This window comes from Streptomyces sp. NPDC014891 (assembly GCF_043081085.1).
GTDB lineage: Bacteria > Actinomycetota > Actinomycetes > Streptomycetales > Streptomycetaceae > Streptomyces.
Genome location: NZ_JBIBWF010000004.1, coordinates 136,826 through 162,767 on the forward strand (window position 1 = coordinate 136,826; position 25,942 = coordinate 162,767).

The 25,942-nt window shown below is 71.3% G+C and carries 24 protein-coding genes; 6 read left to right on the plus strand and 18 right to left on the minus strand.

The genetic code is table 11. The features are described from left to right. Positions 1-11 precede the first annotated feature (11 nt). From sbnB to ACF09E_RS12510, 4 genes are read right to left on the minus strand one after another with little or no spacing between them, the layout of a single operon-like run. Positions 12-1,082, minus strand: coding sequence for a 2,3-diaminopropionate biosynthesis protein SbnB (gene sbnB, locus ACF09E_RS12495; protein WP_392205143.1), 1,071 nt, complete (start codon positions 1,080-1,082; stop codon positions 12-14). Then, a complete protein-coding gene (locus tag ACF09E_RS12500) occupies positions 1,079-2,080 on the minus strand; it encodes a TauD/TfdA family dioxygenase (protein WP_392205144.1) in 1,002 nt (333 codons plus the stop codon). The genes sbnB and ACF09E_RS12500 overlap by 4 nt, the downstream gene beginning before the upstream one ends. Positions 2,081-2,108: 28 nt before the next feature. Next, positions 2,109-4,745 (minus strand): amino acid adenylation domain-containing protein, encoded by a 2,637-nt coding sequence (locus ACF09E_RS12505; RefSeq protein ID WP_392205145.1) that lies wholly within the window; start codon positions 4,743-4,745, stop codon positions 2,109-2,111. Then, a complete protein-coding gene (locus ACF09E_RS12510) occupies positions 4,742-7,300 on the minus strand; it encodes a Pls/PosA family non-ribosomal peptide synthetase (RefSeq protein WP_392205146.1) in 2,559 nt (852 codons plus the stop codon). Before ACF09E_RS12510 ends, ACF09E_RS12505 begins: the two co-directional genes overlap by 4 nt. A gap of 313 nt (positions 7,301-7,613) precedes the next feature. Here ACF09E_RS12510 and ACF09E_RS12515 point away from each other — a divergent pair, with 313 nt between their 5' ends. Next, positions 7,614-9,119, plus strand: a complete 1,506-nt coding sequence (locus tag ACF09E_RS12515) for a glutamate synthase subunit beta (protein WP_392205147.1) — start codon at positions 7,614-7,616, stop codon at positions 9,117-9,119. Between the two features lie 384 nt (positions 9,120-9,503). Here the strand turns inward: ACF09E_RS12515 and ACF09E_RS12520 are convergent, their stop codons facing one another. The 5 genes from ACF09E_RS12520 to ACF09E_RS12540 all read right to left on the minus strand — a co-directional run bounded on the left by ACF09E_RS12520 (position 9,504) and on the right by ACF09E_RS12540 (position 14,954). Then, positions 9,504-10,118, minus strand: coding sequence for a class F sortase (locus ACF09E_RS12520; RefSeq protein WP_392205640.1), 615 nt, complete (start codon positions 10,116-10,118; stop codon positions 9,504-9,506). A gap of 218 nt (positions 10,119-10,336) precedes the next feature. Then, a complete protein-coding gene (locus ACF09E_RS12525) occupies positions 10,337-11,032 on the minus strand; it encodes a hypothetical protein (protein ID WP_392205148.1) in 696 nt (231 codons plus the stop codon). Between the two features lie 381 nt (positions 11,033-11,413). Then, entirely contained in the window at positions 11,414-12,298 is an 885-nt protein-coding gene (locus ACF09E_RS12530) for a DUF4394 domain-containing protein (protein WP_392205149.1), read from the minus strand. 306 nt (positions 12,299-12,604) lie between these two features. After that, positions 12,605-13,255 carry a fasciclin domain-containing protein gene (locus ACF09E_RS12535; protein ID WP_392205150.1) on the minus strand — a complete coding sequence of 217 codons (651 nt, stop codon included), beginning with the start codon at positions 13,253-13,255 and terminating at the stop codon, positions 12,605-12,607. A gap of 115 nt (positions 13,256-13,370) precedes the next feature. Continuing rightward, on the minus strand, positions 13,371-14,954 hold the full coding sequence (locus tag ACF09E_RS12540; RefSeq protein WP_392205151.1) for a molybdopterin-dependent oxidoreductase: 1,584 nt from the start codon (positions 14,952-14,954) through the stop codon (positions 13,371-13,373). Positions 14,955-15,258: 304 nt separating this feature from the next. Between ACF09E_RS12540 and ACF09E_RS12545 the strand changes: the two genes are divergently transcribed. Next, entirely contained in the window at positions 15,259-15,558 is a 300-nt protein-coding gene (locus tag ACF09E_RS12545) for a putative quinol monooxygenase (RefSeq protein ID WP_392205152.1), read from the plus strand. Between the two features lie 85 nt (positions 15,559-15,643). On the opposite strand, the gene ACF09E_RS12550 is transcribed toward ACF09E_RS12545, so the two are convergent. Continuing rightward, on the minus strand, positions 15,644-15,883 hold the full coding sequence (locus tag ACF09E_RS12550) for a chaplin (RefSeq protein WP_392205153.1): 240 nt from the start codon (positions 15,881-15,883) through the stop codon (positions 15,644-15,646). Between the two features lie 379 nt (positions 15,884-16,262). Here ACF09E_RS12550 and sigK point away from each other — a divergent pair, with 379 nt between their 5' ends. Next, entirely contained in the window at positions 16,263-16,856 is a 594-nt protein-coding gene (gene sigK / locus ACF09E_RS12555; RefSeq protein ID WP_392205154.1) for an ECF RNA polymerase sigma factor SigK, read from the plus strand. After that, a complete protein-coding gene (locus ACF09E_RS12560) occupies positions 16,853-17,602 on the plus strand; it encodes an anti-sigma factor domain-containing protein (RefSeq protein ID WP_392205155.1) in 750 nt (249 codons plus the stop codon). The genes sigK and ACF09E_RS12560 overlap by 4 nt, the downstream gene beginning before the upstream one ends. Positions 17,603-17,718: 116 nt before the next feature. Here the strand turns inward: ACF09E_RS12560 and ACF09E_RS12565 are convergent, their stop codons facing one another. Beyond that, the gene (locus ACF09E_RS12565; RefSeq protein WP_392205156.1) at positions 17,719-19,068 is read right to left on the minus strand and encodes a PQQ-binding-like beta-propeller repeat protein; all 1,350 of its coding nucleotides are present in this window, start codon (positions 19,066-19,068) and stop codon (positions 17,719-17,721) included. A gap of 230 nt (positions 19,069-19,298) precedes the next feature. On the opposite strand from ACF09E_RS12565, the gene ACF09E_RS12570 reads away from it, so the two are divergent. Next, positions 19,299-19,619, plus strand: coding sequence for a hypothetical protein (locus tag ACF09E_RS12570; protein WP_392205157.1), 321 nt, complete (start codon positions 19,299-19,301; stop codon positions 19,617-19,619). Positions 19,620-19,723: 104 nt separating this feature from the next. Here ACF09E_RS12570 and ACF09E_RS12575 read toward each other — a convergent pair whose 3' ends face one another. The 7 genes from ACF09E_RS12575 to ACF09E_RS12605 form a co-directional block, all read right to left on the minus strand. Further along, positions 19,724-20,290: a hypothetical protein gene (locus tag ACF09E_RS12575; protein ID WP_392205158.1), complete on the minus strand. Its 567-nt coding sequence runs from the start codon at positions 20,288-20,290 to the stop codon at positions 19,724-19,726. 53 nt (positions 20,291-20,343) lie between these two features. After that, positions 20,344-20,547, minus strand: coding sequence for a hypothetical protein (locus tag ACF09E_RS12580; protein ID WP_392205159.1), 204 nt, complete (start codon positions 20,545-20,547; stop codon positions 20,344-20,346). A 41-nt stretch (positions 20,548-20,588) separates the two neighbouring features. Then, positions 20,589-21,578 (minus strand): TerC family protein, encoded by a 990-nt coding sequence (locus ACF09E_RS12585; RefSeq protein ID WP_392205160.1) that lies wholly within the window; start codon positions 21,576-21,578, stop codon positions 20,589-20,591. Positions 21,579-21,839: 261 nt separating this feature from the next. Continuing rightward, positions 21,840-22,637 carry a VOC family protein gene (locus ACF09E_RS12590; RefSeq protein WP_392205641.1) on the minus strand — a complete coding sequence of 266 codons (798 nt, stop codon included), beginning with the start codon at positions 22,635-22,637 and terminating at the stop codon, positions 21,840-21,842. A 196-nt stretch (positions 22,638-22,833) separates the two neighbouring features. Beyond that, positions 22,834-23,091 (minus strand): DUF6479 family protein, encoded by a 258-nt coding sequence (locus ACF09E_RS12595; protein ID WP_392205161.1) that lies wholly within the window; start codon positions 23,089-23,091, stop codon positions 22,834-22,836. 184 nt (positions 23,092-23,275) lie between these two features. Then, positions 23,276-23,908, minus strand: a complete 633-nt coding sequence (locus tag ACF09E_RS12600) for a DUF1707 domain-containing protein (RefSeq protein ID WP_392205162.1) — start codon at positions 23,906-23,908, stop codon at positions 23,276-23,278. Positions 23,909-24,130: 222 nt separating this feature from the next. Then, positions 24,131-24,658, minus strand: a complete 528-nt coding sequence (locus tag ACF09E_RS12605; RefSeq protein WP_392205163.1) for a VOC family protein — start codon at positions 24,656-24,658, stop codon at positions 24,131-24,133. 550 nt (positions 24,659-25,208) lie between these two features. On the opposite strand from ACF09E_RS12605, the gene ACF09E_RS12610 reads away from it, so the two are divergent. Beyond that, positions 25,209-25,862: a hypothetical protein gene (locus ACF09E_RS12610; protein ID WP_392205164.1), complete on the plus strand. Its 654-nt coding sequence runs from the start codon at positions 25,209-25,211 to the stop codon at positions 25,860-25,862. The last annotated feature ends 80 nt before the right edge of the window (positions 25,863-25,942 follow it).

Genomic DNA, 25,942 nt, shown 5'->3' on the forward strand with positions numbered 1-25,942 from the left:
GCCCTGCGGGGCTAGCCGTACCGGCCGAGTTCGTCGAAGAAGTCGTCGACGACGGCGAGTTCGCCGGTCTGTGCCAGCCGGTCGTAGACGTACTTGCCGACGGCGAGGTCGAGGACGCCGAGACCGAACGGCGAGAAGATCGCGGTGGTGTCCGGTGGTACGGAGACCCGGCCCGCCATGACGTCGGCCAGGGTGCCGCGGACGAAGTCCCTGTTGCCGGTCAGCTGTTCCGTGAGGTGCGGGGACGTCTGGGCGCGCAGGCAGTGGTCCGGGTCGTCGACGATGTTCGTGGCGGACAGCAGGACGGGTGGGGCGAGGTCGCGCAGCGAGACGTGGAGGACCACCGGGTGGTGGTCGAACCAGGAGCTCGCGGTGATGTGCGGCGCGGCGGCGACGGTGGCGAAGACCAGCAGGTCGCTGTTGCGCACGAGTTGCTCGGGGTCGGGGTACACGGTGATGTTCCCGTCGGCTCCGGACTGCTCCAGGTAGAGCCGGAAGCCCGCGGCGCTCTCCTGTGACCGGTCGTGGAGGCCGGTGTCGGTGAACGACCAGCCCGTCCTCCGCAGATAGGTGTGGATGTAGCGGGCGATGAGTCCGGTACCGACGAATCCCACACGGGTGGCACGCGAGCGGCCTCGGCTGAGCCAGTCCGCCGCGGCGGCTGCGGACGCCGCCGTCCGGGCGGCGCTGATGACGGAACTCTCCATGCAGGCGACGGGGTATCCGGTCACCGGGTCGTTCAGGATGAGGACCGCGGAGGCCCGGGGGATCCCCGACCTGATGTTTCCCGGGAAGCTGGAGATCCACTTGAGGCCGTCGACCCGGGCGTCGCCGGCCAGCGAGGCGGGCAGGGCGATGATGCGCGCCGTGCTGCGGTCGGGAAAGCGGAGGAAGGTCGAGGCGGGGTTGACCGTGCCGCCGGCGGCGTGCAGGTGGTACGTCGACTCGACGATGTCCCGCACCGTCGGCTCCCTGCCGTCGAGGACCTCCTTCACCTGCCGCCCGGGGACGACGGCGAAGGGCGGCACCGAGACGGACTCGACGGCCCGGGCCCGGTCGGACAGGGGCTGGACGCTGTTCATGAGGCCGCCCTCCCGGCTCCTCCGGCGGGCGGCGTCTGCCGCTTCGGGTCCGCCATCGCCACCACGACCTCGCGGGGTCCCTCGTAGGACTCCCTGCTGTGCGCGGTGCGGATGTTGTCGACCACCATCAGGTCGCCGGCGTTCCAGGGGCGGCGGACGGTGTGGGCTTCGTACACCTCGTTGATCCGGGCGACGGTGTCGGCGGAGATGGTGTCTCCGTTGCCGTAGGAGGTGTTGAACGGGAGTCCGTCGACCCCGTACTCCTCGACGAGGAAGTCGCGGACCTCCGGGTCCATCGTCCACTGGTTGAGGAAGGCGATCTGGTTGAACCAGCAGCGTCGGCCGGTGTCCGGATGGCGCACGACGGCGTCGCGGTGCTGGCGCGTGCGGAGCGAGCCGTCCGGCTGCCAGTCCGTGTCGATGCCGTTGTCCCGGCAGTATGCGTCGACCTCGGCGGCGACGTCGGTGCCGAACGCCTCGGCGAGCGTCGCGCCGATCTCGTCGTGGTAGGCCCGGGTGAGGACCCAGCCCTCCTCCTCGAAGCGGGCCACCTCGTCCGCGGGCAGCGCCTCCAGGACTGCGGCGGCGTCGGCCAGTGCCGTCGCGCCTCCCGAGGTGGGGGCCTCCAGGCAGGCGAAGCACAGCAGTCCGGGGTACTGCCCGGCGTAGCTCAGCTCGTGGTGCATGCACATCGGCCGCTGGGGCGGCCACGCGGCGGACGAGTAGAGGCCGTCGGCGTACGAAGTGCGGTGGGCGAAGCCCTCGGTCTCCCGGGCCGGTCGCAGGTCCAGCCCGGTGAGCACGGCCACGACGTCGGGCACGGTGCGCAGACCGAGGCCGGTCACGAGGGCGGCCCCGTGATCGGCGACGGCGGCGAGCACCTCGGCCTGGTGGTCCGCCGCCCATGCGGCCGCTCCCGACTGCCCTGCCGAGCTCTCGATCTCCGGCGGGCCGGACGTCGCCGGGGCGTCGTGCCGGGGGAACAGTGTGGTGCTCATGTCGGTCTCCTGGTTCGTGTCGTGCGTGTCAGGGGGTGTCCGCGTCGGTGCGGTCGCCGGCGGATCGGTCGGCGGCGCGGGCGTCGATGAGGGCGGCGAGGTCCGCCAGGGTGGGGGCCGCCGTCAGATCCCGCAGCGACACGACCCTGTCCAGCGCCACGGCGAGCTGTACGGCGGTCAGGGATGTTCCGCCGAGGTCGAAGAACCCGTCGCCCCGGCCGATCGCGGCGGGATCGGTGCCGAGCACCGCCGCCCAGGCCTGGGCCAGTCGTTCCTCGGTCCCGGGGCGGGGGGCGTCGCCACGGGTGTCGCCGTGGGCCCGTGCCGCGGCGAGGGAGCCGAGTGCCTTGCGGTCGATCTTTCCGTTGGGAGTCAGGGGAAGCGGGTCCTGCCGGTGGCAGACGGCGGGCACCATGTAGGCGGGCAGCAGGTCGCCCAGCAGACGGCGCAGGTCGTCGGAGCCGAGCTCCGGGTCCCCGCTGTGGAAGGCGACGAGGTTCCGTCCGTGTCCCGTCCGCCCGGTGACCACGACCGCGGCGTCGCGCACGCCGGGCACGCGCAGCAGGGCGGCCTCGACGTCGCCGATCTCCACGCGGAATCCCCGGATCTTGACCTGGGCGTCGCGGCGCCCCAGGAACTCCAGTCTTCCGTCGGGCAGCCAGCGGCCGAGGTCGCCTCCGAGGTACAGGCGCTCTCCGGGGCGGTGGGGGTCGGGGCGGTAGCACGCGGCCGTGCGTTCCGGGTCGTTGACGTAGCCGCGCCCGACGCAGATTCCGGAGAAGGCGACGGTCCCGGTGGCTCCGAGCGGGACCGGGGTCAGGTCGTCGTCCACCACGTAGACGCGGACGTTCCGGACCGGCCGCCCCAGGGTGACACGGCCGTCCTCCGGCGCGCGGTGCAGCACGTCGTGGTTGGTGTCGTCGGACGTCTCGGTCAGTCCGTACGCGTTGACGAGGCTGCTGCCGGGCTGCGCGCGGAACCACCGTCTCACCAGCTCGGCCCGCAGCGCCTCGCCGGTCGCCGAGAGGTACTGGAGGCTGGGCAGCGTGCGGGGTGTGTGCTCCAGGGCCGAGACCATGACGTCGAGGTAGGAGGGCACGACCTGGAGCACGCTGACCTGCTCCTGCGCGACGAGTCGGAGGAGGCGGTGGACGTCCAGGACGGCCTCCTGCTCGACCAGGAGCGTCCGTCCGCCGACCAGCGGAGCGGCGAGCAGCTGCCACACGGAGATGTCGAAGCACTGCGAGGCGGTCTGCGCCACGACGGATCCCGCGCCGATGTGCAGGTCCTCGGTCTTGGCCAGCAGGTGGTTGAGCATGCCCGCGTGCTCGACCATCGCTCCCTTGGGTTCGCCCGTCGAGCCCGACGTGAAGAAGATGTACGCGAGGGCGTCGGCGGGTACGGGGATGCCGAGGTCGCTGCCGTCACCCCCGGCCTCCGCGACGGAGGGCGCGTCGACGACGGTGAGGGGCGAGCCAGGCGGCCGGGACGCCCTGTCGGCGTTCCCGCTGCTGCCGGGCTCGCTGAGGACGAGGCGGCACCCGGCGCGGCGCAGGATCGTGGCGATGCGGTCCGGCGGATAGTCGGGGTCCACGGGCAGGTAGGTGCCGCCCGCCTTGAGGACGGCGAGGACGCCGGCCATCCAGTACAGGTCGCGCGGCAGCACGGCCGCGACCGTCTCCTCGCGCCGCATCCCCCGGGCCAGCAGGGCGCGCGCCAGGCGGTTGGCCCGCAAGTTCAGGTCGCGGTAGGTCCACCGTCGGCCGCGGTGCACGGCCGCGACCCGGTCCGGGTGCCGACGCACGCGCTCCTCGAACAGCTCGTGGAACCTCAGGTCCGGCAGCGGCGCCGAAGGTCCGGCGAGGCCGTCGACCTGGAAGCGGATCTCCGCGTCGGAGAGCAGGCACTGCGTGTCGTGCCGTGCTTCCGGGTCGTCGAGGAGGCCGCGCAGGGCCGTGATGTGGTAGCCGCCGATTCGGGTGGCGGCGTCGCCGTCGAGCGCGTCGGTGCGGAAGCGCGATCTCAGTACCGGCCGGCCGTCGTCCTCCGTCACGGTGACGCACAGGATCGCGCCGGGCGGCAGGGCGGGCCCGTATCCGTCCGGATCGAAGAGCACCTCGGGGCCGCCCCGCGGGCTCGAAACGGGCGGGTCGTCCGGTCCGGGGGCTCCGTCGTCTCCGAGCGGCTCCCCGGGCGAGGCGTCGGGCCAGGGCACTCCGTCGTCTCCAGGCGGCGTCCCGGGTCCGCCGTCCGTCCCGAGCCCTCCGCCGTCCGTCCCGAGCCCTCCGCCGTCCGTCCCGGGCCGTCCGCCGTCCCCGGGCAGCTCCTGCTCACGCGCGGCGGCGGCCACGAGGTCCCGCCACGTCCCGGGAGCGACGGTCGACCGGTACGGCACGTACCGCGCCGGTGCCGTCAGACGGGCGATGGTCACCGCTCGCTCGCCGGCGAGCGCCGCGAGGACCTTGGCGTGCGCTGCCAGGTGGAGTGCCGACACCGGCACGCCGAGGTCGCTCGCCCGCTCCCCCAGCGCGAGCGCCATGCCGACGGGGAGTTCGACGGCCCGTTCGTCCACGCCTGCCACCGGTGCGGTGGTCCAGCGGGGAATCGTGGTCCATCGGGTCGCGGAGGGCGTGCCCTCGCGCAGCGCGTCGCGTGTGACCGTCATCGGAACCCGCCTCCGTCCGCATCGTGGTTCATCGGCCGGGCGGGGTTCCCGGCCCAGCGGCTGTCGTCCGGAACCGTCTCGCCCTTCATCAGGAAGCAGTCCGCCTCCAGGAGCACGCGCGCACCGATCTCCACGCCGTAGTGGACGAAGGCGCCGACGCCGAGCGTGCTCCCCGGGCCCACCTCGCTCGGCTCCGACTTGAAGGCGCCGTCCTCCTGCGAGTGGCACTGGATGACACTGCCGGCGTTGAGCGTGCAGCCGTCGCCAATGGTCACCATGGACCGCTCCGGCAGGCTGCAGCCGTCGTCGAAGACGCCCTTGCCGACGCGCACTCCCAGCAGGCGCCAGACGGCGCTCTTGAACGGTGTGCCGTTCAGGACGCGGAGGTATGCCTCCGAGGGGACCTTCCAGTACCGCTCGCGCCTCCAGAACCGCACGTCGTAGATCGAGCAGAACAGCGGCCCGAGCGGGGCGAACAGCGTGACGAGTCGCTCGACGAGCACGTAGTAGGCGATCGTGAACGGCAGCAGCACCGCGTTGGCCAGGGCGAACGCCCACAGCCCGGCCGAGGCGTACAGGTCCGCGGCGGCGGCGAAGAGCACGGTGACGAGGAAGAAGTAGAACCACGCGCTGATCAGGTACCAGGCCACGGTCACAGCGTTGTGCCGGTTCTTCGCCGCGAGGCGGCGGCGCAGCTCCGGACCGCTGCGGACGTCGTCGAAGGAGCTGTCGCGGAGCACCGACCGCGGGATCTCGAAGCTGGGGGAACCCAGCAGGCCGACGTTCTCCCGGAGCGGCCCGTCGACCGGGACCATGACCTTGGTGGCCAGCAGGCAGTTGTCTCCGGTCCGCCCCCGCGCGGGGTAGGCGATCGCGTTGCCCAGAAAGTTGTGCGCACCGATGCGGGTCGGGGACAGCCGGAAGGAGGTGCTGGAGTAGTCCGCGTTCATCAGCGAGAGGCCGTCGGCGACCATCGTCCCCCGGCCCACACGGCTCAGCAGAGGACTCTCGTGCTTGACGACCGTCCCGAAGTTCGAACCGGTCTGCTCCACCCGGGAGAGGTCGTAGCCGATCCAGCGGAGGTAGTGCACGACGGCCGTGCTGTCGCCGAAGAGTCGGTTCAGGCTCCTGCGGTTGGTCAGGACCGTCGACAGCCGGTGGATGGCGTGGTGGAAACCGTAGAGCGGGTACACGCGCCCCGGGACGACGAGGCGGCCGGCCAGGCGCGCGACGCCGGCCACGAGCAGGAGGACCACCGGAATCGACCCGAAGAACGCGAGGGCCGTGACCGCGAGCAGTCCGGCGTAGAAGCCGGGGTCGAGGAGGGCAGCCGGCCCGGGTTCGAGCACCGCGGCCACCTGCGGGGTCTTGGAGAGGGCGGCGTCCAGGCCGCCGACGGCCAGGGGCGCGGCGATCGCCGTCGCGAAGAGGATCTGTCCGACGCCGTGGAGGGTGCGTCGTACTCCGCCGCAGCGGGTCGGCTCGACTCCCCGGAAGTCGCTGTCGGACGGCTGGGCGGGGGACCCGTGCCAGTGCTCGGCTTCGGGGACGGACTGCCCGGCGTGGAGCGAGGAGGCGTGCCCGAGTTGGGAGCGGTCGCCCATCGCCGTCCGGATGTCCAGGACCGTCGCCTCGCTGACGACGACATCCCGGCCGAGGGTGACGGGGCCGGTCTCGATCATGGCGTCGTGCGCGCGGTAGCAGCTGATCAGCGCGTCCTTGCGGACGATCGTGTGGTCGCCGATGGAGAGGAGATCGGTGCAGACGGGCACGCTGCGGGACAGGACGGTGACGCCGCGCCCCACGTGCGCACCGAGTGCGCGCAGGTAGAGCGAGTACAGCGGCGTGCCCACCGTCAGCACCACCGGGTTGGCCCGCAGCAGTGTCTTGACGAGCCAGAACCTCATGTAGCCGAGGCTCCAGACGCGGAGCGTCCCCGGCTTCCAGCGCCCGATGAGCAGCCACTTCGCCGCGATGGGCAGGGTGCACAGGATGGCGAGCACGGCGGCGCCGAAGGCCAGGGAGCGCAGGTAGTCGTCGACCGGGTCGTGGCCCGCCGTTATCCACTCGTACCCCCGCGTGACGATGGCCGCGATGAGGAGTGCGTAGCCCAGGAAGCTCAGCAGTTGGAACAGGCCGCAGAGGACGACGTGCGGGCGGCCGAGCCCGGTGGGGCCGCCGGCGGGTGCCAGGTGGACCGGTACGTCGCAGGGGGCCTCGCGCCGCGTCTCCGGCGCGTGGTGCGGTGGCGCGGTGGCCGGTGCCGTCAGGGCGGCGCTGAGGCTCCTGATCGTCGGGTGCTGGTACACGTCCTTCATGGACAGCGGTGGCATGCCGGGCTGCTTCCGCACCCTGGCGCAGAAGTGCGCCATGAGCAGCGAGTCCGCTCCCAGATCGCGGAAGAAGTCGCCGTCCGGCGGTACGGATTCCAGCTGGGCGACCTCCGTCATGAGCCGGGTCAGCACCTCCTCGACCGCCTCTCGGTCGACCCCGTCGACAGGCGCCGGGGCCACGGCGACGGGGGCGGCCGCGGTGTCGAGCGGATCGGGTCCCATGAGGTCTCTCCCTGGACGGTGTCCGGTGTCTGCCGCAGCCCCGGCGATGCTCGGGGGCGAGCCTCTCCCCTCGGCCTGCGGCACACGCTCACACAAGGGATTCGAGACCGACGGGCGGAAAGTTTTACCGCATGCGAACTTCCGGCGGAATCCGTCCGGGGCCCGGTGGCGGGGCGCGGAAGCGCACTCCGTGGAGCGCCATGCCCCATGGCCTCAGGCGTGTCCGGCCAGGCCAGAAGAGGCCCGAGCATCCTCGGCGGACGTACGATGAGGGCCGTACGCACCGGTTCTCGAAGGGCCCGCCGAGGGCACCATGACCGATCCCGCCGGCTTCCTCCGCATACCGCGGCGACCGACACCCTCCAGACCGCCCGGCGAACGCGCTCGGGACTGGGACGAGGTGTACCAGGGTCAGCCGCTGCTGCCGCTCGTGTCCGATCAGGCGCGGCGGTGCATGGACTGCGGGGTGCCCTTCTGTCACGGGGCGTGCCCGCTCGGCAACCTCATCCCCGAATGGAACGTGTACGCCACCCACGGCGACTGGGCCACGGCGGCGGAGCGCCTTCACGCCACGAACAACTTCCCCGAGTTCACCGGTTGCCTCTGCCCCGCGCCCTGTGAGGACTCCTGCGTCCTCGCCCTGACCGACGAGCCGGTGGGGATCAAGCAGATCGAGCAGACCGTCGCGGAGCAGGCCTGGGCAGGCGGATACGTGTCTCCCCTCCGGCCCACCAGGCTGTCGGGGCGGTCGGTCGCCGTCGTGGGATCGGGTCCGGCGGGACTCGCGGCCGCCCAGCAACTCACCCGCGCCGGGCACGCCGTCACGGTGTACGAGAGGGCCGACCGCGTCGGCGGTCTCCTGCGCTACGGCATCCCCGACTTCAAGATGTCCAAGGACCGCCTCGACTCCAGGATCGCCCAGATGGAAGAGGAGGGCACGGTCTTCCGCCCCGGAGTCGACGTCGGCCGCGGCCTCGACGCGGATCGTCTGAGGTCCGACCACGACGCCGTCGTGGTCGCCACCGGAGCGACCCGGCCTCGCGAACTCCACTGTGAAGGGAGGACGTTGAGAGGGGTCCATCACGCCATGGAGTACCTCACCGCGGCCAACCGTGCCACGCCGTCGTGTCCCGTGCCCGCCGCGCTCTCCGCGCGGGGCAAGGACGTCGTCATCGTCGGAGGAGGCGACACCGGCTCCGACTGCCTCGGCACCGCCCTGCGTCAGGATGCCGCGTCCGTCGTGCAGCTGGACATCAACCCCCGGCCGGGGCCGGACCGGACGGCCGACGAGCCGTGGCCGCTCGTGCATCCGAGGATCCACCGGCTGTCCCACGCCCACGAGGAGGCGCTGGCCCGCGACGGCGCCGACCCCCGGGCCTTCTCCTCCGTCACGGTGCGCTTCGACGGTGATCCTTCAGGAGCCGTACGGGCCCTGGTGCTCAACGCGGTGGCCCCGGACGACCGGCGGCCTCTCCCCGGCACGAACCGGGAGATCCCGGCTCAACTGGTCCTGCTCGCACTCGGGTTCCGGGGCCCGGACCAGGATCCCGGTCTGGTCGTACCCTTGGGTCTCACGGCCACCGACCAGGGCACGTTCGCACGGACCCCCGACTTCGCGGCCCTTCCCGTCGCCGCGACACCGTGGGAAGGGCGCGGCACCACCGCTGTCTTCGTCGCGGGCGACGCCGGGCGGGGAGCGTCCCTGGTGGTGTGGGCCATCGCGGAGGGCCGGGCGGCCGCCGCGGCCGCGGATCGCTTCCTGCGCGGAGCCACCGAGCTCCCCGCACCGATCAGAGCGACGGACCGACCGCTCGCGTGAAGGCGCTCGCACGGGGGCGCTCGCGTGGGAAGCGTTCGCAGGGTGCGTTCGCATGGGGACGTTCGTAGGGGGTGGCCCGCATGAGGGGCGGAGGACGGCCCCTACCGTCCTCCGCCCCTCGGCCCGTCGCGGTCCGCACCTATGACTCCGCTCTCACACGGGGTGCGGTCGCAACGACGGACCAGCCGGACCCTCCCGCCCCGGACAATCACCGGGAGACTCCGACGTCTTCCGGTGATGCTTCGGAGGGAGGCGCCCGGCGGATGGGTCCGCTCGACGCATGTCACTCCTGAGAGTGACTCAGGGAACTTGAGTTCTCTTCATGGAGGAAAGTGACGGCCCACGGTCCGCCCTGGAGTCGACGGGCGGCCGACGGGCGCCGCATCAGTCGAGGGGCTCCAGGTGGGCGAAGACGACCAGGTTCTCGGTGTAGTCCTTGGCGGTGCGGTCGTACGCCCCCGCGCAGGTGATGAGCCTGACGAGTGCCCGGGGCGTGTCCTCGTAGACCCGGTCGTCGGGGAAGTCGTCCTTGTCGAAGCTCTCCACGGAGTCGACGCGGAAGACGGCGATGGAGCCGTCCGCGCGCTGCACCTGGAAGGTGTCGCCGGCGGCGAGCTCGCCCAGCCGGGCGAAGACGGCCGGGGCGGTGGCCGTGTCGAGGTGGCCGGCGACGAGCGCCGTTCCGGTCTCACCCGGCGAGACCCCGGCGGCGTGCCAGCCGACCAGGTTGGTGTCGTCCGCGGGAGGCGGGTTCAGCGCCCCGGACGGTCCGATCTCCAGGTCGGTGAACGGTGCGTTCACGCCGATCTCGGGGATCATCAGGCGCGTGGGCGCCGACCGCGGCATGGCGGGCGACGACGTCGCCGCGTCCGCGCCGGGAGTCGCCTCCGACGCACCCGGCACCGCGGCCCCCGAAGGGGCGGCTGCGGTCGCCGGAGGGTTCCCGCCTGCGGCCGGGACGGTGGGCCCGGGCGGGGAGGCGTCGTCCTGGTCGAACATGCCCGGGCCGAAGGCGAAGAGGAGCGCCGCCAGTACCAGCGTCCAGAACACCGCGGGAACGACCCACCGTGCGGTACGCCGAGGCGTCTTGTCAGCGGCGGAGTCCGGACGGGTCTTCACTGTGAGCACCTTTCGAGGCGTGTGCGCGCGATCAGGTCGGAACACGTGGGGCGGTGTGCGGGGGCCGGGCGTCGCCCGGCCCCCGCGACGACTGCGCGTCAGGCCGCCGAGCCGGCGCCCTGCCTGCGGCGGTAGAGGACGAACGCGCCCGCGGCGCCGGCCAGCACCAGGGCGCCCGTCAGGCTCGTACCGCTGTTCGTGAGGCCGCCACCGCCGGTGTGCATGCCGCCCTTGGGCTTCTCGTGCTTCGAGCCGCCCTCCTCCTTCTGGTTCTCCTTCGACCAGCCGTTCTCGTCCTTCTGCTCCTTGTCCTTGTCCTTGGACCAGTCGTCGGCGTTGACCAGGGACAGGGCGCCGGAGCCGGTGTGCATGCCGCCCTTGGGCTTGTCGTGGTCCTTCTCGTGCTTGCCGCCCTTGTCGTGCTCCTTGGACCACTCGTCACCGGACACGGTGGTGAGGGCGCCACCGCCGGTGTGGACGCCGCCGTGCGGCTTGTCGTGATCCTTCTTGCCGTGCTCGTCCTTCTTGTTGTGCTCGTCCTTCTTGCCGTGCTCGTCCTTCTTGCCGTGCTCGTCCTTCTTGCCGTGCTCGTCCTTGGACCAGTCGTCGGCGGTGACCAGGGACAGGGCGCCCGAGCCGGTGTGCATGCCGCCGTGCGGCTTGTCGTGGTCGCGGCTGTGGGAGGAGTCCTCCTTGTCCCAGTCTCCGGACGTGATCGCGTAGGCGCCGGGTGCGGCGAGCGCCAGGGTGCCGGCGGCGGCGGTTGCGGCGAACAGAATGCGGGCAGAGCGCATCTTCGGCTTCCTTCCGTCTGCTGCGTGAGCTGACCCGTTGTCGGCTTTCGATACGCAGCGACATGGCCCACCGTCAGCTCCGGCGTCCTCGTGTGCCACTGGGGCTACTGCAACCGGGAGACCTGCTTCCCCCAAGTGGGTTCGTTCACGGGCGCGCGCGACCGCTTCGCCAAGGATCTCGCTGTAGTGGATCTTCTCCTCTGAGGCGGTGAGAGGGCCTCTCAGGTTCTTTCGACAGCGCGGGAGTTCGTCGGCTGCTCGGCTCGTGCCCGCGCTCCCGGACGCCCTCGGTCACCACCTGCCGTCCGTGCGGTGTCGCACGGACCGTGTTCCGTGCGGTGGAGGCGGGCCGCACGAGCCCGCCTCCACCGCCGGTTCGGGTCAGTGCTGGTTCAGCGGGAGGGCGAGGTCGACGATCTGACGGGCGGCCGGGAAGTCACCGACGAGCGTGGCCCTGCCGGTGAGGATGTCGACCTTGTAGAAGCGCTGCTTGCCTCCGGTGGACAGGGCCGCGAAGCCGCGGTTGGAGCCCTCGGACGCCTGGTAGTAGATGTCGAACCCGGCCGACGGGCCGGCGTTCACCCCGAGGCCGCCGGTCGGCGCGAGGGTGCCGGCGTTGGCCGGGGACTGCAGGGAGACGCGGTCGTTGGTGGTGTCGATGTCGAACAGCGTCGTCGCGGTCGCCGCGTCGAGGTCGTTGTTCGTGTACGCGGCGCCGGTGACGCCGAGGGCCGTGGACGGCGGCATGGTCGGGTTGGTGAGCGTGCCGTCGACGGTGGTGGTGTTCGGCGCGGCCGGGTCGTCGATGTTGTGACGCAGGTTCTGCCCGGTGTCGCTGATGACGCGCAGGCGGTTGGCGGCGGGGTTGAAGTCGACACCGAAGGACCGGCCCTGGAGGGCGACGGTCAGCTGCGAGACCTTGACGGCCTTGGCGTTGCTGTCGACGGTGTAGACGCCGCCCTTGTCACCGACGCCGTACAGCTTGCCGTTCTGGACGCGGAAGTCGATCCCGACCAGCTTGGTGTCGCCCCGGAGGCCGCTGACCTTGCCCAGCGACCAGGTGTCGGCGGGGTTGCGGACGTCGAAGCCGAAGAGGCGCTGGTCGGCGGTGAGGCCCACGCTGATCAGGCCGTGGCCGGCGGCGCGGTGCTGCGGACCGAACGGATCACCGCCGGCCTCGGTCGCCGACGCCAGGACCGGGGAGAACAGGGAAGCGGTCATCGCGGCTGCGGCCACAGCGGTGGCGGCGACTCGAAGAGTACGCACAGGAAGGCTCCGATCGGTTCGCGCGCCTCAACGGTGAGGCGCGTCTGCGGATCCTTCGACCCCCGGATGAGCGTGGATGGGGGGCCTGCGGGGCAACCCCTCGAACGGCCCGCAAAAGTCCTACCGCCACGCCCACCTCCACAGCAATGACGTCCCACGCGTGGATCTCGACCGGGGAACCGCTCGGCTGCGGCCTCGTCTGCGGTGAGCGGCCGGCGCCCCGGTGCCGCGGAGACGCCGGTGGTCCGCCGCCCTCGGAGAGGACGACGGACCACGGGTGTGTCTCAGGCGTGAGCGGGAGGTCTCCTACTTGGGCATGAGGACCGTGTCGACGATGTAGACGTTGGCGTTGGCGGTCTTGACGTTGCCGCAGACGACCTTGGACGAGTCGTTCACCGTGTACTCCTCGCCGGAGCCCGTGGTGGTGAGCTTGCCCTTCTGCAGCGTCTCGTAGGAGCCCTTCTCGAGCTGCTCGGGAGCGAGCTTCTGACCCACGACGTGGTACGTGAGGATCTTGGTGAGCGTCGCCTTGTCGGCGAGGACCTTGTCGAGGTCGGCCTTCGGGATCTTGGCGAACGCGTCGTTGGTCGGGGCGAACACCGTGATGTTCTGGGCGTTGTTGAGGGTGTCGACCAGGCCGGCCTTCTTGACCGCGGTCACGAGCGTGGACAGGGCGGGGTTGTTGGAGGCGGCGGTGGCCACCGGGTCCTTCGCCATGCCGTCGAAGGAGCCCGCGCCCTCCTTCGGCACGCCGGCACACGCCGGGCCGAAGGGCTCGTCCATGGCCGTGGAGGTCTCGGCGGGGGCCTCCGAGGGCGTGCTGGAGTCGGCGGCGGCCGAGGAGGACGCGGAAGCCTTGCCCTCGCCGTCGGAGTCCGAGCAGGCGGCGAGGGAGAAGGGGAGGACGGCGGCCGCGGCGACGGCGACGGCACCACGGCGGAGACGCTGAGAGTTCATGCTGACTGCTCCTTGAATGGATGATCGGAATCTGTGCGAAGGGGTTGGTCTTGCGCTGCCGGCGCTCGGCGAGGCCGACAGAGGTCTGGGGTACGGAGGTCCGGACGGCATCGGTCTAGGTGACGGTGACGAACACGCTGTGCCAGCCGCTTGCCCCGTCGGGGACGGTCCTGGTCCGCTGCTCGGTCTGGACCTGTCCCGTGCTGTCGGTGGCGCGGACCGTGAGGTTGTGGCCGCCCGGTGTGGCCTGCCAGCGATACGACCACTGGCGCCAGGTGTCGACGGTGTCCTGCGCGGCGAGATCGGCGTCCTGCCAGGGACCGTCGTCCACCCGGATCTGCACGCGGGTGATGCCGCGGTGCTGGGCCCAGGCCACACCGGCGACGACCACGGTTCCGGCGTCGGGACGCCCGAAGGGCTTGGGGGTGTCGATCCGGGACTGGGTCTTGATCGGCGCCTTGCGAGCCCATTTCCTCTTGACCCAGTAGGGGTCGTAGGCGTCGAACGTGGTGAGTTCGATGTCCTCGATCCACTTGCAGGCCGACACGTAGCCGTACAGGCCGGGGACGACCATGCGTACCGGGAAGCCGTGGTCGAACGGCAGGGGTTCGCCGTTCATCCCGACGGCGAGGAGCGCGTCCCGGCCGTCCATGACGTCCTCGACGGGTGAGCCGAGTGTCATGCCGTCGACGGACCGGGCGACGAGCTGGTCGGCGCCGCCTCCCGCCGAGGGCGGCTTCACCCCGCACTCGGCCAGCAGGTCGGAGAGCCGGACTCCCAGCCATCGCGCGTTGCCGGCGTACGGGCCGCCGACCTCGTTGGATACGCAGGTCAGCGTGATGTCCCGCTCGATGAGCGGCCGGGCCAGCAGGTCGTCGAGGGTGTAGGTCCGGGCGCGTGACACGCCCTTGCCGTGGATCCGCAGTCGCCAGCTTCCCGCGTCGACCTTGGGTACGACGAGTGCGGTGTCGACGCGGTAGAAGTCGCCGTTCGGGGTGGTGAAGGGGGTGATCCCGGGGATCTTGAGCTGGACGCCCTTGGGGACGGCCGGTGCCGGTGAGGCGGGTGCGGGAAGCACCAGGCCCTGTCGGGAGGCCGTGGCCCCCTGGGCCTGACGGCCGGTGAGGTAGCGGCCGAGGAATCCGGCTGCCGTCGCGCCGACGGCCGTGGCGCCCGCCGCGACGAGGAAGCCGCGCCGGTTCCAGCCTCCCCCGTTCGCACCCTCCTCCGTGGTGGACGCCGGTGCGGCCCGGCCTGCCAGGACGTACAGGGCGAGGGCTCCTGCCAGCGCCCCCGCCAGCGACGGCAGGACGTCGCCGATGCCCTCGGAGTCGGGACGGCTCAGGGCGGCCACCGCCCCGACGACCCCGAAGACGAGGATCCCGCAGGAACCCGCTCGTCGGTGTCGGAGGCCGACCACACCGAGGGCTGCGGCGATCAGCGCGAGGACGGCGAGGATCCCGAGCTGAAGGACCGTCTTGTCGTCCTCCCCGAAGGTGCGGATGGCGAAGTCCTTCACCGCGGCCGGGGTCCGGTCGATCACCGCTCCGCCGACGACCGTGAGGGGACCGGCGGCGGGCCGGATCAGACCCGCGACCAGCTCGGCGACGGCCAGCGCGGTGAAGCCGGCGACGAGTCCGGCCGACGCGCCCAGCGCGATGCGGGAGAGTGTGGTGCGGAAGTTGCTCACGACCGGCATTCGGCGCGCGGCGCCGCCCGGATGGGTGTGTCCTCCGAATCGGTGACGAACTGATGATCCGTTCGACGCGGGCGCGGCCCCGCCGGCGACGGGTCGGTCGAGGCCGGCGCCCGCCGTCGGGGTCGTCCTCACCGCGCGCCGGAACCGGAGCACAACTCGGGAAGCGGTGTCTCGGCGGGCCGCCCGGCGGATCGCCCCGGACTCGAGGAGGATCACGGCGAGAGCGGCCGAGGACGCTGCGGCCCCGGAGCGGTCTCCGAGGGCGTCGCGGCCGGTCGCCACCCGACCGACAAGGGAGCAGTCCATGACGCAGACCGGTCTTCTGGCCCGTATCGAGGCCAAGCCCGAGCACGCGGCCCAAGTCCAGGAACTCCTGGAGAACGCGCTGGAACTCGCCCGTCAGGAGACCCGGACGGTCTCGTGGTACTCGTTCAGGCTGGGGCCGACGAGCTTCGGGGTCTTCGACACCTTCGACGACGAGGCGGGACGCCAGGCCCATCTGAACGGCCGGATCGCGGAAGCGCTGATGGAGATCGCGGCCACCCTGCTCGCCGGTCCCCCCGACATCCAGAAGGTGGACGTCCTGGCGGCCAAGCTGCCCTGACGGCGTCCGCGGACGAGGGGCTCCGCGAGCCCCCGGTCCGCGCCGACTGCTCGGCGCGGACCGGGGACGTTCGTCTGTCGGAAGGTCAGGCGTTGACGCAGGTGTTGCCGAAGGTCGGGTTCAGCAGCCCGATGACGCTGACGGTGTTGCCGCAGGCGTTGACCGGGATGTGGACGGGCACCTGGATGAGGTTGCCCGATCCGACGCCGGGCGAGTACGCGGCCAGGCCCTGGGCACCGGCGTCGGCGGACGCGACCGCCGCACCGGCCATCACCACCGCGCCTGCCGCCAGGGCCACGGCCAGACCTCGTCGCACGAGAACCATGTCTTCACTTCTTCCTGTGAGGATGACCGACCGCGCGGCTGTCCCGCGCGACCGGTGAGGAAGGCCCCGTGAACCGCTCCGGGCTCCCTCACACGCCGTCTTCGCGACCGTTCGCCCTCCGGTTGGGCGCCGGCCCGCCGATTCCCTCGAAGGGGTCAACCCCCGGACGTACAGGTGACAAGGAGTCCCCCATCCGCGGACCGGTCCGCTCCGAAGAACAGGCGACACACCACCAGGTTCCCCACTCCGGGCCGCCTCCGCGGACGGTCCGGTCACGTACGCACGACGACGCAAGGAGCGGCATGCGATGGACGCCCCGCCCCCCGACGGCGGCACCAGGCCGCCGCTTCGCCTTCTGCCCACGGGCGGAGCGGCACACGTGAACCAACCGACCCCCTTCGGCGTCGGCCGCCCCTCCGGCACCGGACGCGACGACATCACCGAGGTCATGCAGCGAGTCGCCCACGGCGACAAACAGGCCTTCTCCACCCTCTACGACGCCCTCGCACCCCTGGTCTTCGGCATCGTGCTCAAGGTCGTCCGCGACCGGGCGCAGTCCGAGGAGGTCACCCAGGAAGTCATGATCGAGCTGTGGCGCCAGGCCGCCCGATACCGCCCCGAAGCCGGCTCCGTCACCGCGTGGGCCGCGACCATCGCCCACCGCCGGGCGGTCGACCGGGTCCGCTCCGCCCAGGCCGCCAGCGACCGCGAGCACGCCCAGGCGGCACGGGAGCACACGACCGCCTTCGACGAGGTCACCGAACAGGTCGAGGCACGCCTGGAGTCCGAGCAGGTACGGCGCTGTCTGCGCGGCCTGACCGAACTCCAGCGCCAGGCCGTGACTCTGGCCTACTACCAGGGGCTGACCTACCGTGAAGTCGCGGAATCCCTGCGCACACCTCTTCCGACCATCAAGACACGCATGCGCGACGGGCTCATCCGGCTCCGCGACTGCATGGGGGTGACCACATGAAACACCACGCCACCGACACCCACACCCTTGCCGCCCCCTACGCGCTCGGCGCACTCGACGACGCCGAGCGGGCGGACTTCGAAGCCCACCTGCAGAGGTGCGAGGCGTGCCGGCTGGAAGCGGCCGAGTTCCAGGAGACCACGGCGCGCCTGGCCTCGGCCGTCTCCCAGACACCTCCGCCCGGGGCCAAGGCGCAGGTGCTGGCAGCCATCGAGGGGGTACGCCAGCTGCCGCCGCGCATCCCGGCACCCGGCCAGGCACCCGCACTCGGCGGCCTCCTGCGCCGCCGGGCGGTTCCTCTGGCCCTCGCCGCCTGTGTGGCGGCGGCGGCCCTGGGCGGAGTGGCGGTGTGGCAGACGCTCAGCAGCCAGGACCTCCGGCAGGAGGCCCGCCAGGCGCAGCAGCAACTCGCGGCGGTCAGCGCCGTCCTGGCGGCGCCGGACGCGCGCGCCGTCCACGGCAGGGCCGCGAACGGAGCGCTCACCACCGTCGTCTCCTCGGACCAGCAGGACAAGGCGGTCTTCACCGCCGCCGGCCTGCCGGCTCCCGGCGCCGGGAAGACCTACCAGCTGTGGCTCGACCACGACGGAACCATGGTCCCGGCCGGATTCATCGACGACAGCGGGAGCGTGCTCCTCACCGGCAACCCCGCGGACGCCGGCGCCGTCGGGCTGACCCTGGAACCGGCCGGGGGGTCTCCCCGGCCCACCACGGACCCCTTGCTCCTGATGACCCTTACCGCCTGATCCGGACGGATGCCGACGTGTGGAGCGTCGGCCCTCCGCTCGGACCGGTCAAACGGTCGGGACCGGTGCAGGGATTCGATGGACGGGCCGGGGTTCGCCGGACGGGCGGAGATGCGTCAGACGGGCTGGGCGGCGAAGACGAAGAGGCCTTCGGTGGTGCGGACGGCTGCGTACCCGTTCGTCGTGAACTGCGGCATCTGCTCGATCCCGGAGAGCAGCAGCTTCTTGTCGTCGGCGCCGAGTGCGGCCGCCGTGCCGTCCAGGTAGGCGTAGAGGACGCCGTTGCCCGGGAGGGCGTTCGGCATGATCGTCACCTCGTCCGCGGCCTGGCGCCACAGCTCCTTGCCCGTCTCGGTGTTCCAGGCGACCGCGCCCTTGCCGTACTGCACCACGGCGGTCTTGCCGTCCGGGGAGACGGCGAGGCCGTCGTCGTCGACGGTGCCGTTGGTGTCGATGCCCGGCCCCTCGGCGAGCCGGCGGCCGCTCGTGACGTCGACCAGCGTCATGACCGCTTCGGAGTCGCCGTACGAGGACCACTCGAGGAGGGCCTTGTTGCCCCGGAACGGCATCAGTCGCGCGCTGGTCGCCGTGTCGGAGGTGACGAGCTTCGCGATGGCGGCGGGCGGGGTGAGGTCCTTGGTGTTCCAGGCCTTCTCGCCCGTGCGGACGTCCTTCGCCGTCAGCCACTCGGCGGAGGGCTGGAAGGAGATGTCCTGCTGGGCGTAGTAGCCGAGCCCGGAGCCGACCGTTCCCTGCAGGTCGATGTGCGAGGCCTCGCTCCGCAGCGTCTCCCCGTCGCCGATCGGGATGAACGTGGCGCCGCCGGAGGTGCCGGCGTCCACGAGGTAGCCGTTCCGGACCGGGGTGGACATGTGGGTGTCCTCGTCGAAGGAGGAGCTCCCCAGCTTCTCGCCGGACGGCGCGTACATGGTGAGCACGGTCCGGGTCGAGGCCTTCTTCAGGCCGCTCGCCGGGGTCTCGACGCGGTTGCGGATGAGCAGGGCCGGAGAGCCGTCCCGCCACTCCCCCACCTGCGCGACGGCGGTGGTCGGCGAGGACGTGCTCCCGGCGGTCTCCTCGGGGAGGGCGAACTCGAACTTCTTGCGCAGTTCGCCGCTCCGTGCGTCGAGGAGCCGGGCGGTGAAGGTGCTCTTGCCCGACGGCCCGTCGTCGTAGCCGGTGAGGACGACGGCGTCGCCGACCGTGCAGACGTCGCGCTGCGAGGTGTCCTTCTCGGACGCCTTGCTCGCGCAGTTCCCCGCCTCGTCGCCCGACAGGCTCCAGGCCGGCTTCGCGGCGAGTCCCGGCACGGCCTTGCCCTTGTAGACCGGGCGCTGCGGCGCGGCCGACGCGGACTCGATGGCCTTGCCCGTCTCCTTGCCACCGGCCTTGGCCTCGGGCTCCGCGGCTCCGGAGCAGCCGGACACGAGCCCCGCGGACAGCACCACACCCAGCGCCACGGTCATCCGTATGCGATTCAACTTCCTTGCCCCCGTCTTTCCTTGTACATGATCACGCCCAAGGGACCACCTTACTTCGATCTTGGAAGGCCTCCGCCCGGCGTCATACGCCCCTCCCCGCAGGGAGCAGTTGGCGTGGACGCATGAAGGGGCATCATGATGGGGCCATGGCGAACAGCGTGAACGGCAAGGCTGCGAGCGGGTCGGCGGTGTGTCCCCGGTGCGGAGCCGCAGACATGACGACGGTCGCCGACGCCACCGACAGCAGCGGGTGCATGCACTTCGCCGAGGGCACGGTGATCGCACTCATGGCCGGGGCCGCCGGTGCCTACTACGCCGACGAGTGGGGCCGGCCCTGGCTCACGGCGGTCGGGGCCGTCGTCGCGTTGCTTCTCTTCGTCGGGACGATCGCCGTCGTCCGCAGCGGGAACCGCGACGCGCGCACGGCACGAGCCGCCGCGGACCGTGCCACCGCGGTCGGCACCGAGGCCACTCACTACTGCGCCGCCTGCGGGGAGGCGTCCTCCACCCCTCCTGCCGGGCCGACTTCGTCCTGACCTACGGCGGTACCGCCCCGGCCGAGGTCTCACCGACGACGAACGGAACGCCCTGCCGGGGCCGTTGGCCGCCGCCCATCCGTCTCCCCTGAGTCGGGTCGGGGTCAGGTCATCGACGCCAGCAGACCGATCCCCGGCGCCAGAGCGCCCGGTTGGGCGAGGGAGCGGAAGTCGGCCTCGACGGTGGCGAGATCGAGGACGCCCGCGCGGACGGCCCGGAACCGCACGGCGGACCACACGAACGCGTCGAGCGTGTCGAAGCCCGTACCCTCCTCCAGGACCTCCTCCTCGTGGAACCACACGGAGACCCGGCCGTCGGTGCGCAGCACGTACAGGTCGCCTCCGCCGTCGGCTCCGAGGGACCACACGTCCTCGTCGCCGAGCTCCGTGGTGTAGTCGCTGTCCAGGACGGTGCAGCCGTTGGCCGCGAAGTCGAAGGCGTAGGACCAGTCGAAGACGTCGAGGCACTGCCTCATGCTTCCCGAGCGCACCTTGCGGTCGAAGGCGGCCAGTGCCGTCGCCGCGTGCTGCGGGAGCCTGCCGAGGAAGGGCTCGACCGGGCGGGTCGAGGCAGGTACCTCGACCGGCGGCGCATCCGGGAACCAGCGCGCCAGGTCGTCGTCCAGACCCCGCTCCACGTACCCGGCCAGTTGATCGACAGAGAGAGACATGCCGTCAGGATAGTCAGGGGGTACGACATCCCGGACGGCCGTCCGCCGCCGCGTTACCGCTTCTCTCCGCCGGCCGACGGGTGCTGGGCGTCGGGGACGTACTTCATGCAGGTCGGGTTGTGGCAGGGGCCCGACTTCCACTGGGGAATGAAGACTCCCATCGTCTTGTGCCGCGTGATCTGCGCGGTCACGGGCTCGTGGCAGGCGGGGCAGACATGTCCGGCCTGCGGTGTCGACGCACGCTCGTCTCTGCTCATATGTACAGAATAGGATATTTTGCCCGAAAATGGGAAAGACTTTACGGGGCTCGCGCGCCGCCCTCGGTTCCGCCCTCGCCGTCCGCGGATTCGGTCGGCGGGCGGGGATTACGGATGCTCAGAACGACGGACACCGCCAGGATCGTGGCGATGACCGCCAGGCTGACCGGTGACGGGATCTCCGGAATGCTGCTGCTGAACATCTTGTGGGAGGCCTGGAGGATCAGTTTCACGCCGATGAAGGAGAGGATGAGCGCGAGGCCCTTGCTCAGGTAGTGGAACCGGTCGAGCAGCCCCGACAGCAGGAAGTAGAGGGCCCTCAGGCCCAGAATCGCGAACGCGTTGCTCGTGTAGACGATGAAGGCGTCGTCGCTCACCGCCAGGACGGCCGGCACGCTGTCCACGGCGAAGACCAGGTCCGCCGCCTCGATCGCCGCGACCACCGCGAGCAGCGGCGTGGCCACCCTCTTCCCGGCCTCCCGGACGAAGAACTTCATCCCGGAGTACTCGTCCCGGACCGGGATGATCTTGCGGAGCAGCCTCACCGCGATGCTCTTGCCCGGGTCGAACTCCTCGTCCTCACCCTTGAGGATCTTGTAGGTGCTGTAGAAGAGGACGGCCGCGAAGGCGAACAGCACCGCCGTGAACCGGCTGACGACCGCGACTCCGGCCGCCAGGAAGACTCCCCGGAACACCAGCGCGCCCATGACACCGAAGAACAGCACGCGGTGCTGATAGGCGCGGGGCACCTTGAAGTAGGCGAAGATCAGCGCGAAGACGAACAGGTTGTCGACCGAGAGGCTCTTCTCCAGCAGCCACGCGGTCGTGTACTCCACGCCCGGCGCCGTCCCCAGGACGAGGAAGACGACCGCACCGAAGAGGAGGGCGAGGCCCACCCAGACCCCGCTCCAGGCCGCGGCCTCCTTGAAGCCGATGACATGGGCCTCCCGGTGCGCCAGCAGGTCCACGGCCAGCGACACGACGACGGTGACGGCGAACGCCACCCACAACCAGGACGGCACGTCGAGCATGGAGGCCCCTCACACGAGCAGGGGAAACCGGTCTTTTAGAAAGTTTGACTCAGAATTTCCTCTTTGTCTTCCAGGGCACTGCGACACGGTCGCCCTGAGCCGTCGCCGCCGACGGCGAAGCCGGCGGCCGAAGGCTCGGCGCACCGCAGCGGCCCACCGGATACGACCCGCGTGCGTGGAGCGGGCGCCCACGCCCCGGAGGGGGCGTCGTCGGGCCCGCTCGGGTGCCTGGACGTCCGGTGGGAGTGACTGCCGGAAGCGTCAGGACGTCTGCTCCGGGCTGGTCGCGGTGATCACCGAGAACGCGCCGCCCTGCGGATCCGCGAGCACGGCCATGCGGCCCGCCGCCATGTCGAACGCCGGGGCCAGGACGGTGCCGCCCGCACGCACGGCGGCGGCCTGGATGTCGTCGACGCTGTCCACGTGGAAGTAGGGCTGCCAGTGCGAGGGGACCCCCGGCGGCATCTGCGTCATGTCCATGATCCCGCCGACCGTCCGCTCGCCGACCTTGAACTCGACGTAGCCCTCGGCGCCGGGCATCGCGGAGCGGGCCGTGGTCACCGGGAGGACCGCGGAGTAGAACGCGGAGGCCGCCGGGATGTCGCTCGTGGTCAGCTCGTTCCAGATCAGAGCGCCGTGCTCGTTGACGATGCCCGCACCGGGGAAGCTACCCGGCTGCCACAGGCCGACCACGGCGCCGGTCGGGTCGGCGATGAGCGCCATCCTGCCCAGGTCCATGACGTCCATCGGCCCCAGCATGACCGTGCCGTGAGCGCCGGTGACGGCGTCGATCGTGGCGCCGATGTCGTCCGTGGAGAGGTAGGTGGTCCAGACCGTCGGCGGCAGCGGGTCGGGAACGGTCCCGTCCTGGTTCATGGCCTTCATGATCCCGGCGACCGGCTTCCCCTTGAGCGTGCAGACCGAGTACCCGCCCTGTTCCGCCGGGCCGATCTCGCCCTGCCAACCGAAGAGGTCGCTGTAGAAATCGATGGCGGCCTGCTGGTCGGGGACCATCAGATCGATCCAGCACGGGGTGCCCGGGCTGTAGGGACCGTTCATGTCGGGCATGGGAGCCTCCGGGATGTCGATCGGAGGGAGATGAGCCGCCCCTCCACGTGGCATGTATCTATAGCCCGGCGGAAGGTGGAATCCCAGCTCATCCGGATTCGGCGGCGACAAATGAATCCCGAACGGTCTACCCGGGAACACGGAGCACGCTTCGATCCCCCCTTTCCGTACGGCACCAACTGCGCGGCTAATCGTCCCCGGGGCGCTGCGCGGCCTCGGTGACGCCCCTCAGCTGGTAGGGGCGCAGTCGGTGGGCTTTGTCCGTACGGGGCACCTCGACGGGACGTCTGTACTCGGCCACCTCTCCGGGGGGTCGGTTGGTGGCGGGGCGCACCGGGTGGGATTGCGGCTGCGGGGGCTCGGACTCGTTCTCCCGGATGCCGGCCCCCAGGACGAATGCTCCGCACAGGACGGCGACGACGATCAAACCGATGAGGACGTGCATCTCTTTCCTCCAGGGTCGTGACTCGACTGGCGTTTCCGCACGACCCTGGAGGATGGATGCGTCGCTGTCCGCAGAGAACCCATTCGGCTGCACCGGCCGGCATTCGGGGGTTCGAAACCCCGTCACGCCGTACGGGCAGGGCCTGCCCGGTCATTCGGGCGGCAGCGTTCCCGGGGAATTCCGACTACTTCTCGATGGGGCGGTGACCCGTCTGCCGGGTCTTGGTGACGACACCGCCGAACAGTGCCAATCCCTTGATGATCACTCGTGGGGCACCCGGGCGGCTCTGTTTCCGGGCGCCGCGCTTGCCGAAGACCCCGAAGAGTCCAAATCCCCTGACCTCGACCTCGATGTCGTCGGGGACGATGATCTCGGTACCGCCGAAGAGCGCGACGGCCCGGACCACCGTCTCCTGCTCCGCGTACCGCGCGTCGCTGAGGTCGAGTCGTCCGCCGCCCCACATCGACCAGGCGGTGAAGCGCGAGGGAACCACCCACTCGCCGCGGCGGTCGAACCCTCCGAACATGCCCAGGGCCAGACGCGAGGTCGGCGCACGGTCCACCACGAGCGCGTCGCGGGGGCCGATGTCCGGTAGTCCCCGGCCGGCCGCCTCGAGTTCCCCGAGGGTTCTGGCCTCATAGACCCGGGACAGTCTGTCGTCGAGGTCGCCGATGTCCAGACGGCCGACGGCGACGGCAGCCCGCACCTTCTCCGCGACGCGCTCGCGATCGTCGTCGGAGGCCAGCAGCTCGCTCGCGCGATCCCCCGCGGGTTCCATCTGTTTGCTCGGGTCGTGCGCTCCGGAGTAGTCAGTCATGCCGTCAAGCCTTCCATACCCTGCTTCGAATGCGTGATCGGCCGCGCCCGAACCTCCGCTTCCAGAGGGGGCGTTGACAGAGGAACCGGTGCCACTCAACGGCCCGAGCCACCCGGGGCGTCGGTCGCTCGACGGCCGGACCGCGTACGGCACCGGTCACGCGACGGCCGGAGCCGCACGAAGCGTCGGTCGCTCAACGGCCTTGGCGACGCGAGGAGTCGGTCACTCGACGTCCGGGCGGCGCGGGGCACTCGCCACTCCCGAATCCCGGCCGCTCAGCTCGACGTCCAGCGTCTCCTGCGCCGCGCGCATCGCCTCCGCGTACGTCGGCTCGTACATCCGCTGCCAGGCCACGTCCGGGTCGACGTCCTCGACCCGGCTCACCACCCACCAGATGTTGCCGAACGGATCCCGCACCCGCCCCCCGCGATCCCCCCACGCGCTGTCGGCGACCTCGGTGACCACCTGGGCACCGTGCGCGACGGCGGCTGCCACGGCGGCGTCCGCGTCCGGGACGTAGACCCGCAGCAGCGCCGGCATGACCGGCCAGTCCGGCCGTCGGTCGAACGCCAGCACCACCGTGTCGCCGACACGGATCTCGCCGTGGCCGATGGTGCCGTCCTCGACCGGAACCCGTGCGATCTCCTCGCCGTCGAACGCGGCGGTGATGAAGTCGAGCAACGCACCGGTGTCGTCGGTGACCACCCACGGTGCGACGCTGGTGTACCCCTCGGGGGCAGTGTGCCTCATCGGTCTCGTCCTCTCGTACGGTCCCTCGCGATGCGTCGACCGTAGGACGGAACTAGGACAGATACCGACCTAGACCAGCGCGGAAAGGCCCCGCTCGTCGGTCTCACGGGGTGGTCGCGCCCGGCGTCGGGCGCACACCGGGCCTTCGCTCCCCGGGTGGGGTGCGGGAGCTGCCGGCGTCGCTGCCCCGTGAGCGCGGGTCGTCCTCGGCTCGCGCCGGAACCCTCGCGCACCGGTACGCAATCGCCTCGCGCCCCAGCCGCTTCGCGACCTACTCTCGCGATCATGACGTCGTACGAGACACCTGACGCTCCATGATCCCGCTCGGTGGCACAGGGCTGTCGCTCCGGGCGGAGACACCTGCCGCAGACCGGCCGGTCACGTGAGCCGGTCCTCCGCCGCGACCGGACGCCGCCGCGGACGGGAGGCGCCTGAGGCCCGGGGCGGGTGTCGTCGCGCAGCTGCCGTCGCCGGCGCAGGCCCGGCCGGGTCCGTCCGCCCCGGGCTCGGCTAGGCTGGCGGCGCTGAAACACGCTAGCGAAGGACGCGTATGGCCCGCCCCTACAAGTCCGGACCGAAGCAGTTCGTCTTCGCGTCCGGCGATGGCAACGACCGGCAGGTGTCCGTGGGGGATCCCCAGGAGGCCTACGTGGCGTTCTCCGAGTACTTCCGCGGTCGGACCTCCGACACCTGCAGCATCGTCGACGAACCGGCGGGGCAGCGTCTGGTGCTCATGCCGGAGCAGGGTGTGGTCTGCCGTGTCGAGGAGGCCGGGCCCCGGCGGACGGAGTACCTCCGGATCGACCGGCCCAACCGCTACCTTCCGAGCGCGATGCTGTTCTTCGAGAACGGCTTCGGCGGGCTCGACCACTTCGGCCAGTGGTTCTCCGACCTCTCCGCCCTCGACGCGTCGCCGGAGGCGCGCGGTGCCGCCCGCGCCGCCGCCATGACGACCGAAGCCTCGGCGTTGGAGGAGGTCGGACGGATCTGGTCGGATTCGGGCTGCGTGGACCCCAGTGACCAGTACTACGTCTTCTTCGACGGGTACGACGCCGACGAGGAGCCGGCCGAGCGCGCGGCGCTGCTGCACCTGATCGGGTTCCTCGGTCTGCATCGGGTGGACGCCCCGGCCGGGGCCACCGCCGGTGAGGTCTGGGTGCGCACCGACCCGCGCCTGCACGCCGAATGCGAACGATGGTCATGAGGGCAGGCGGTAGGGGGCTGCCGCGGCCGCACCGCTCAGCCGGCGGCCGGGGAAACCCTCCGCCGTCCGCGGGACGAACG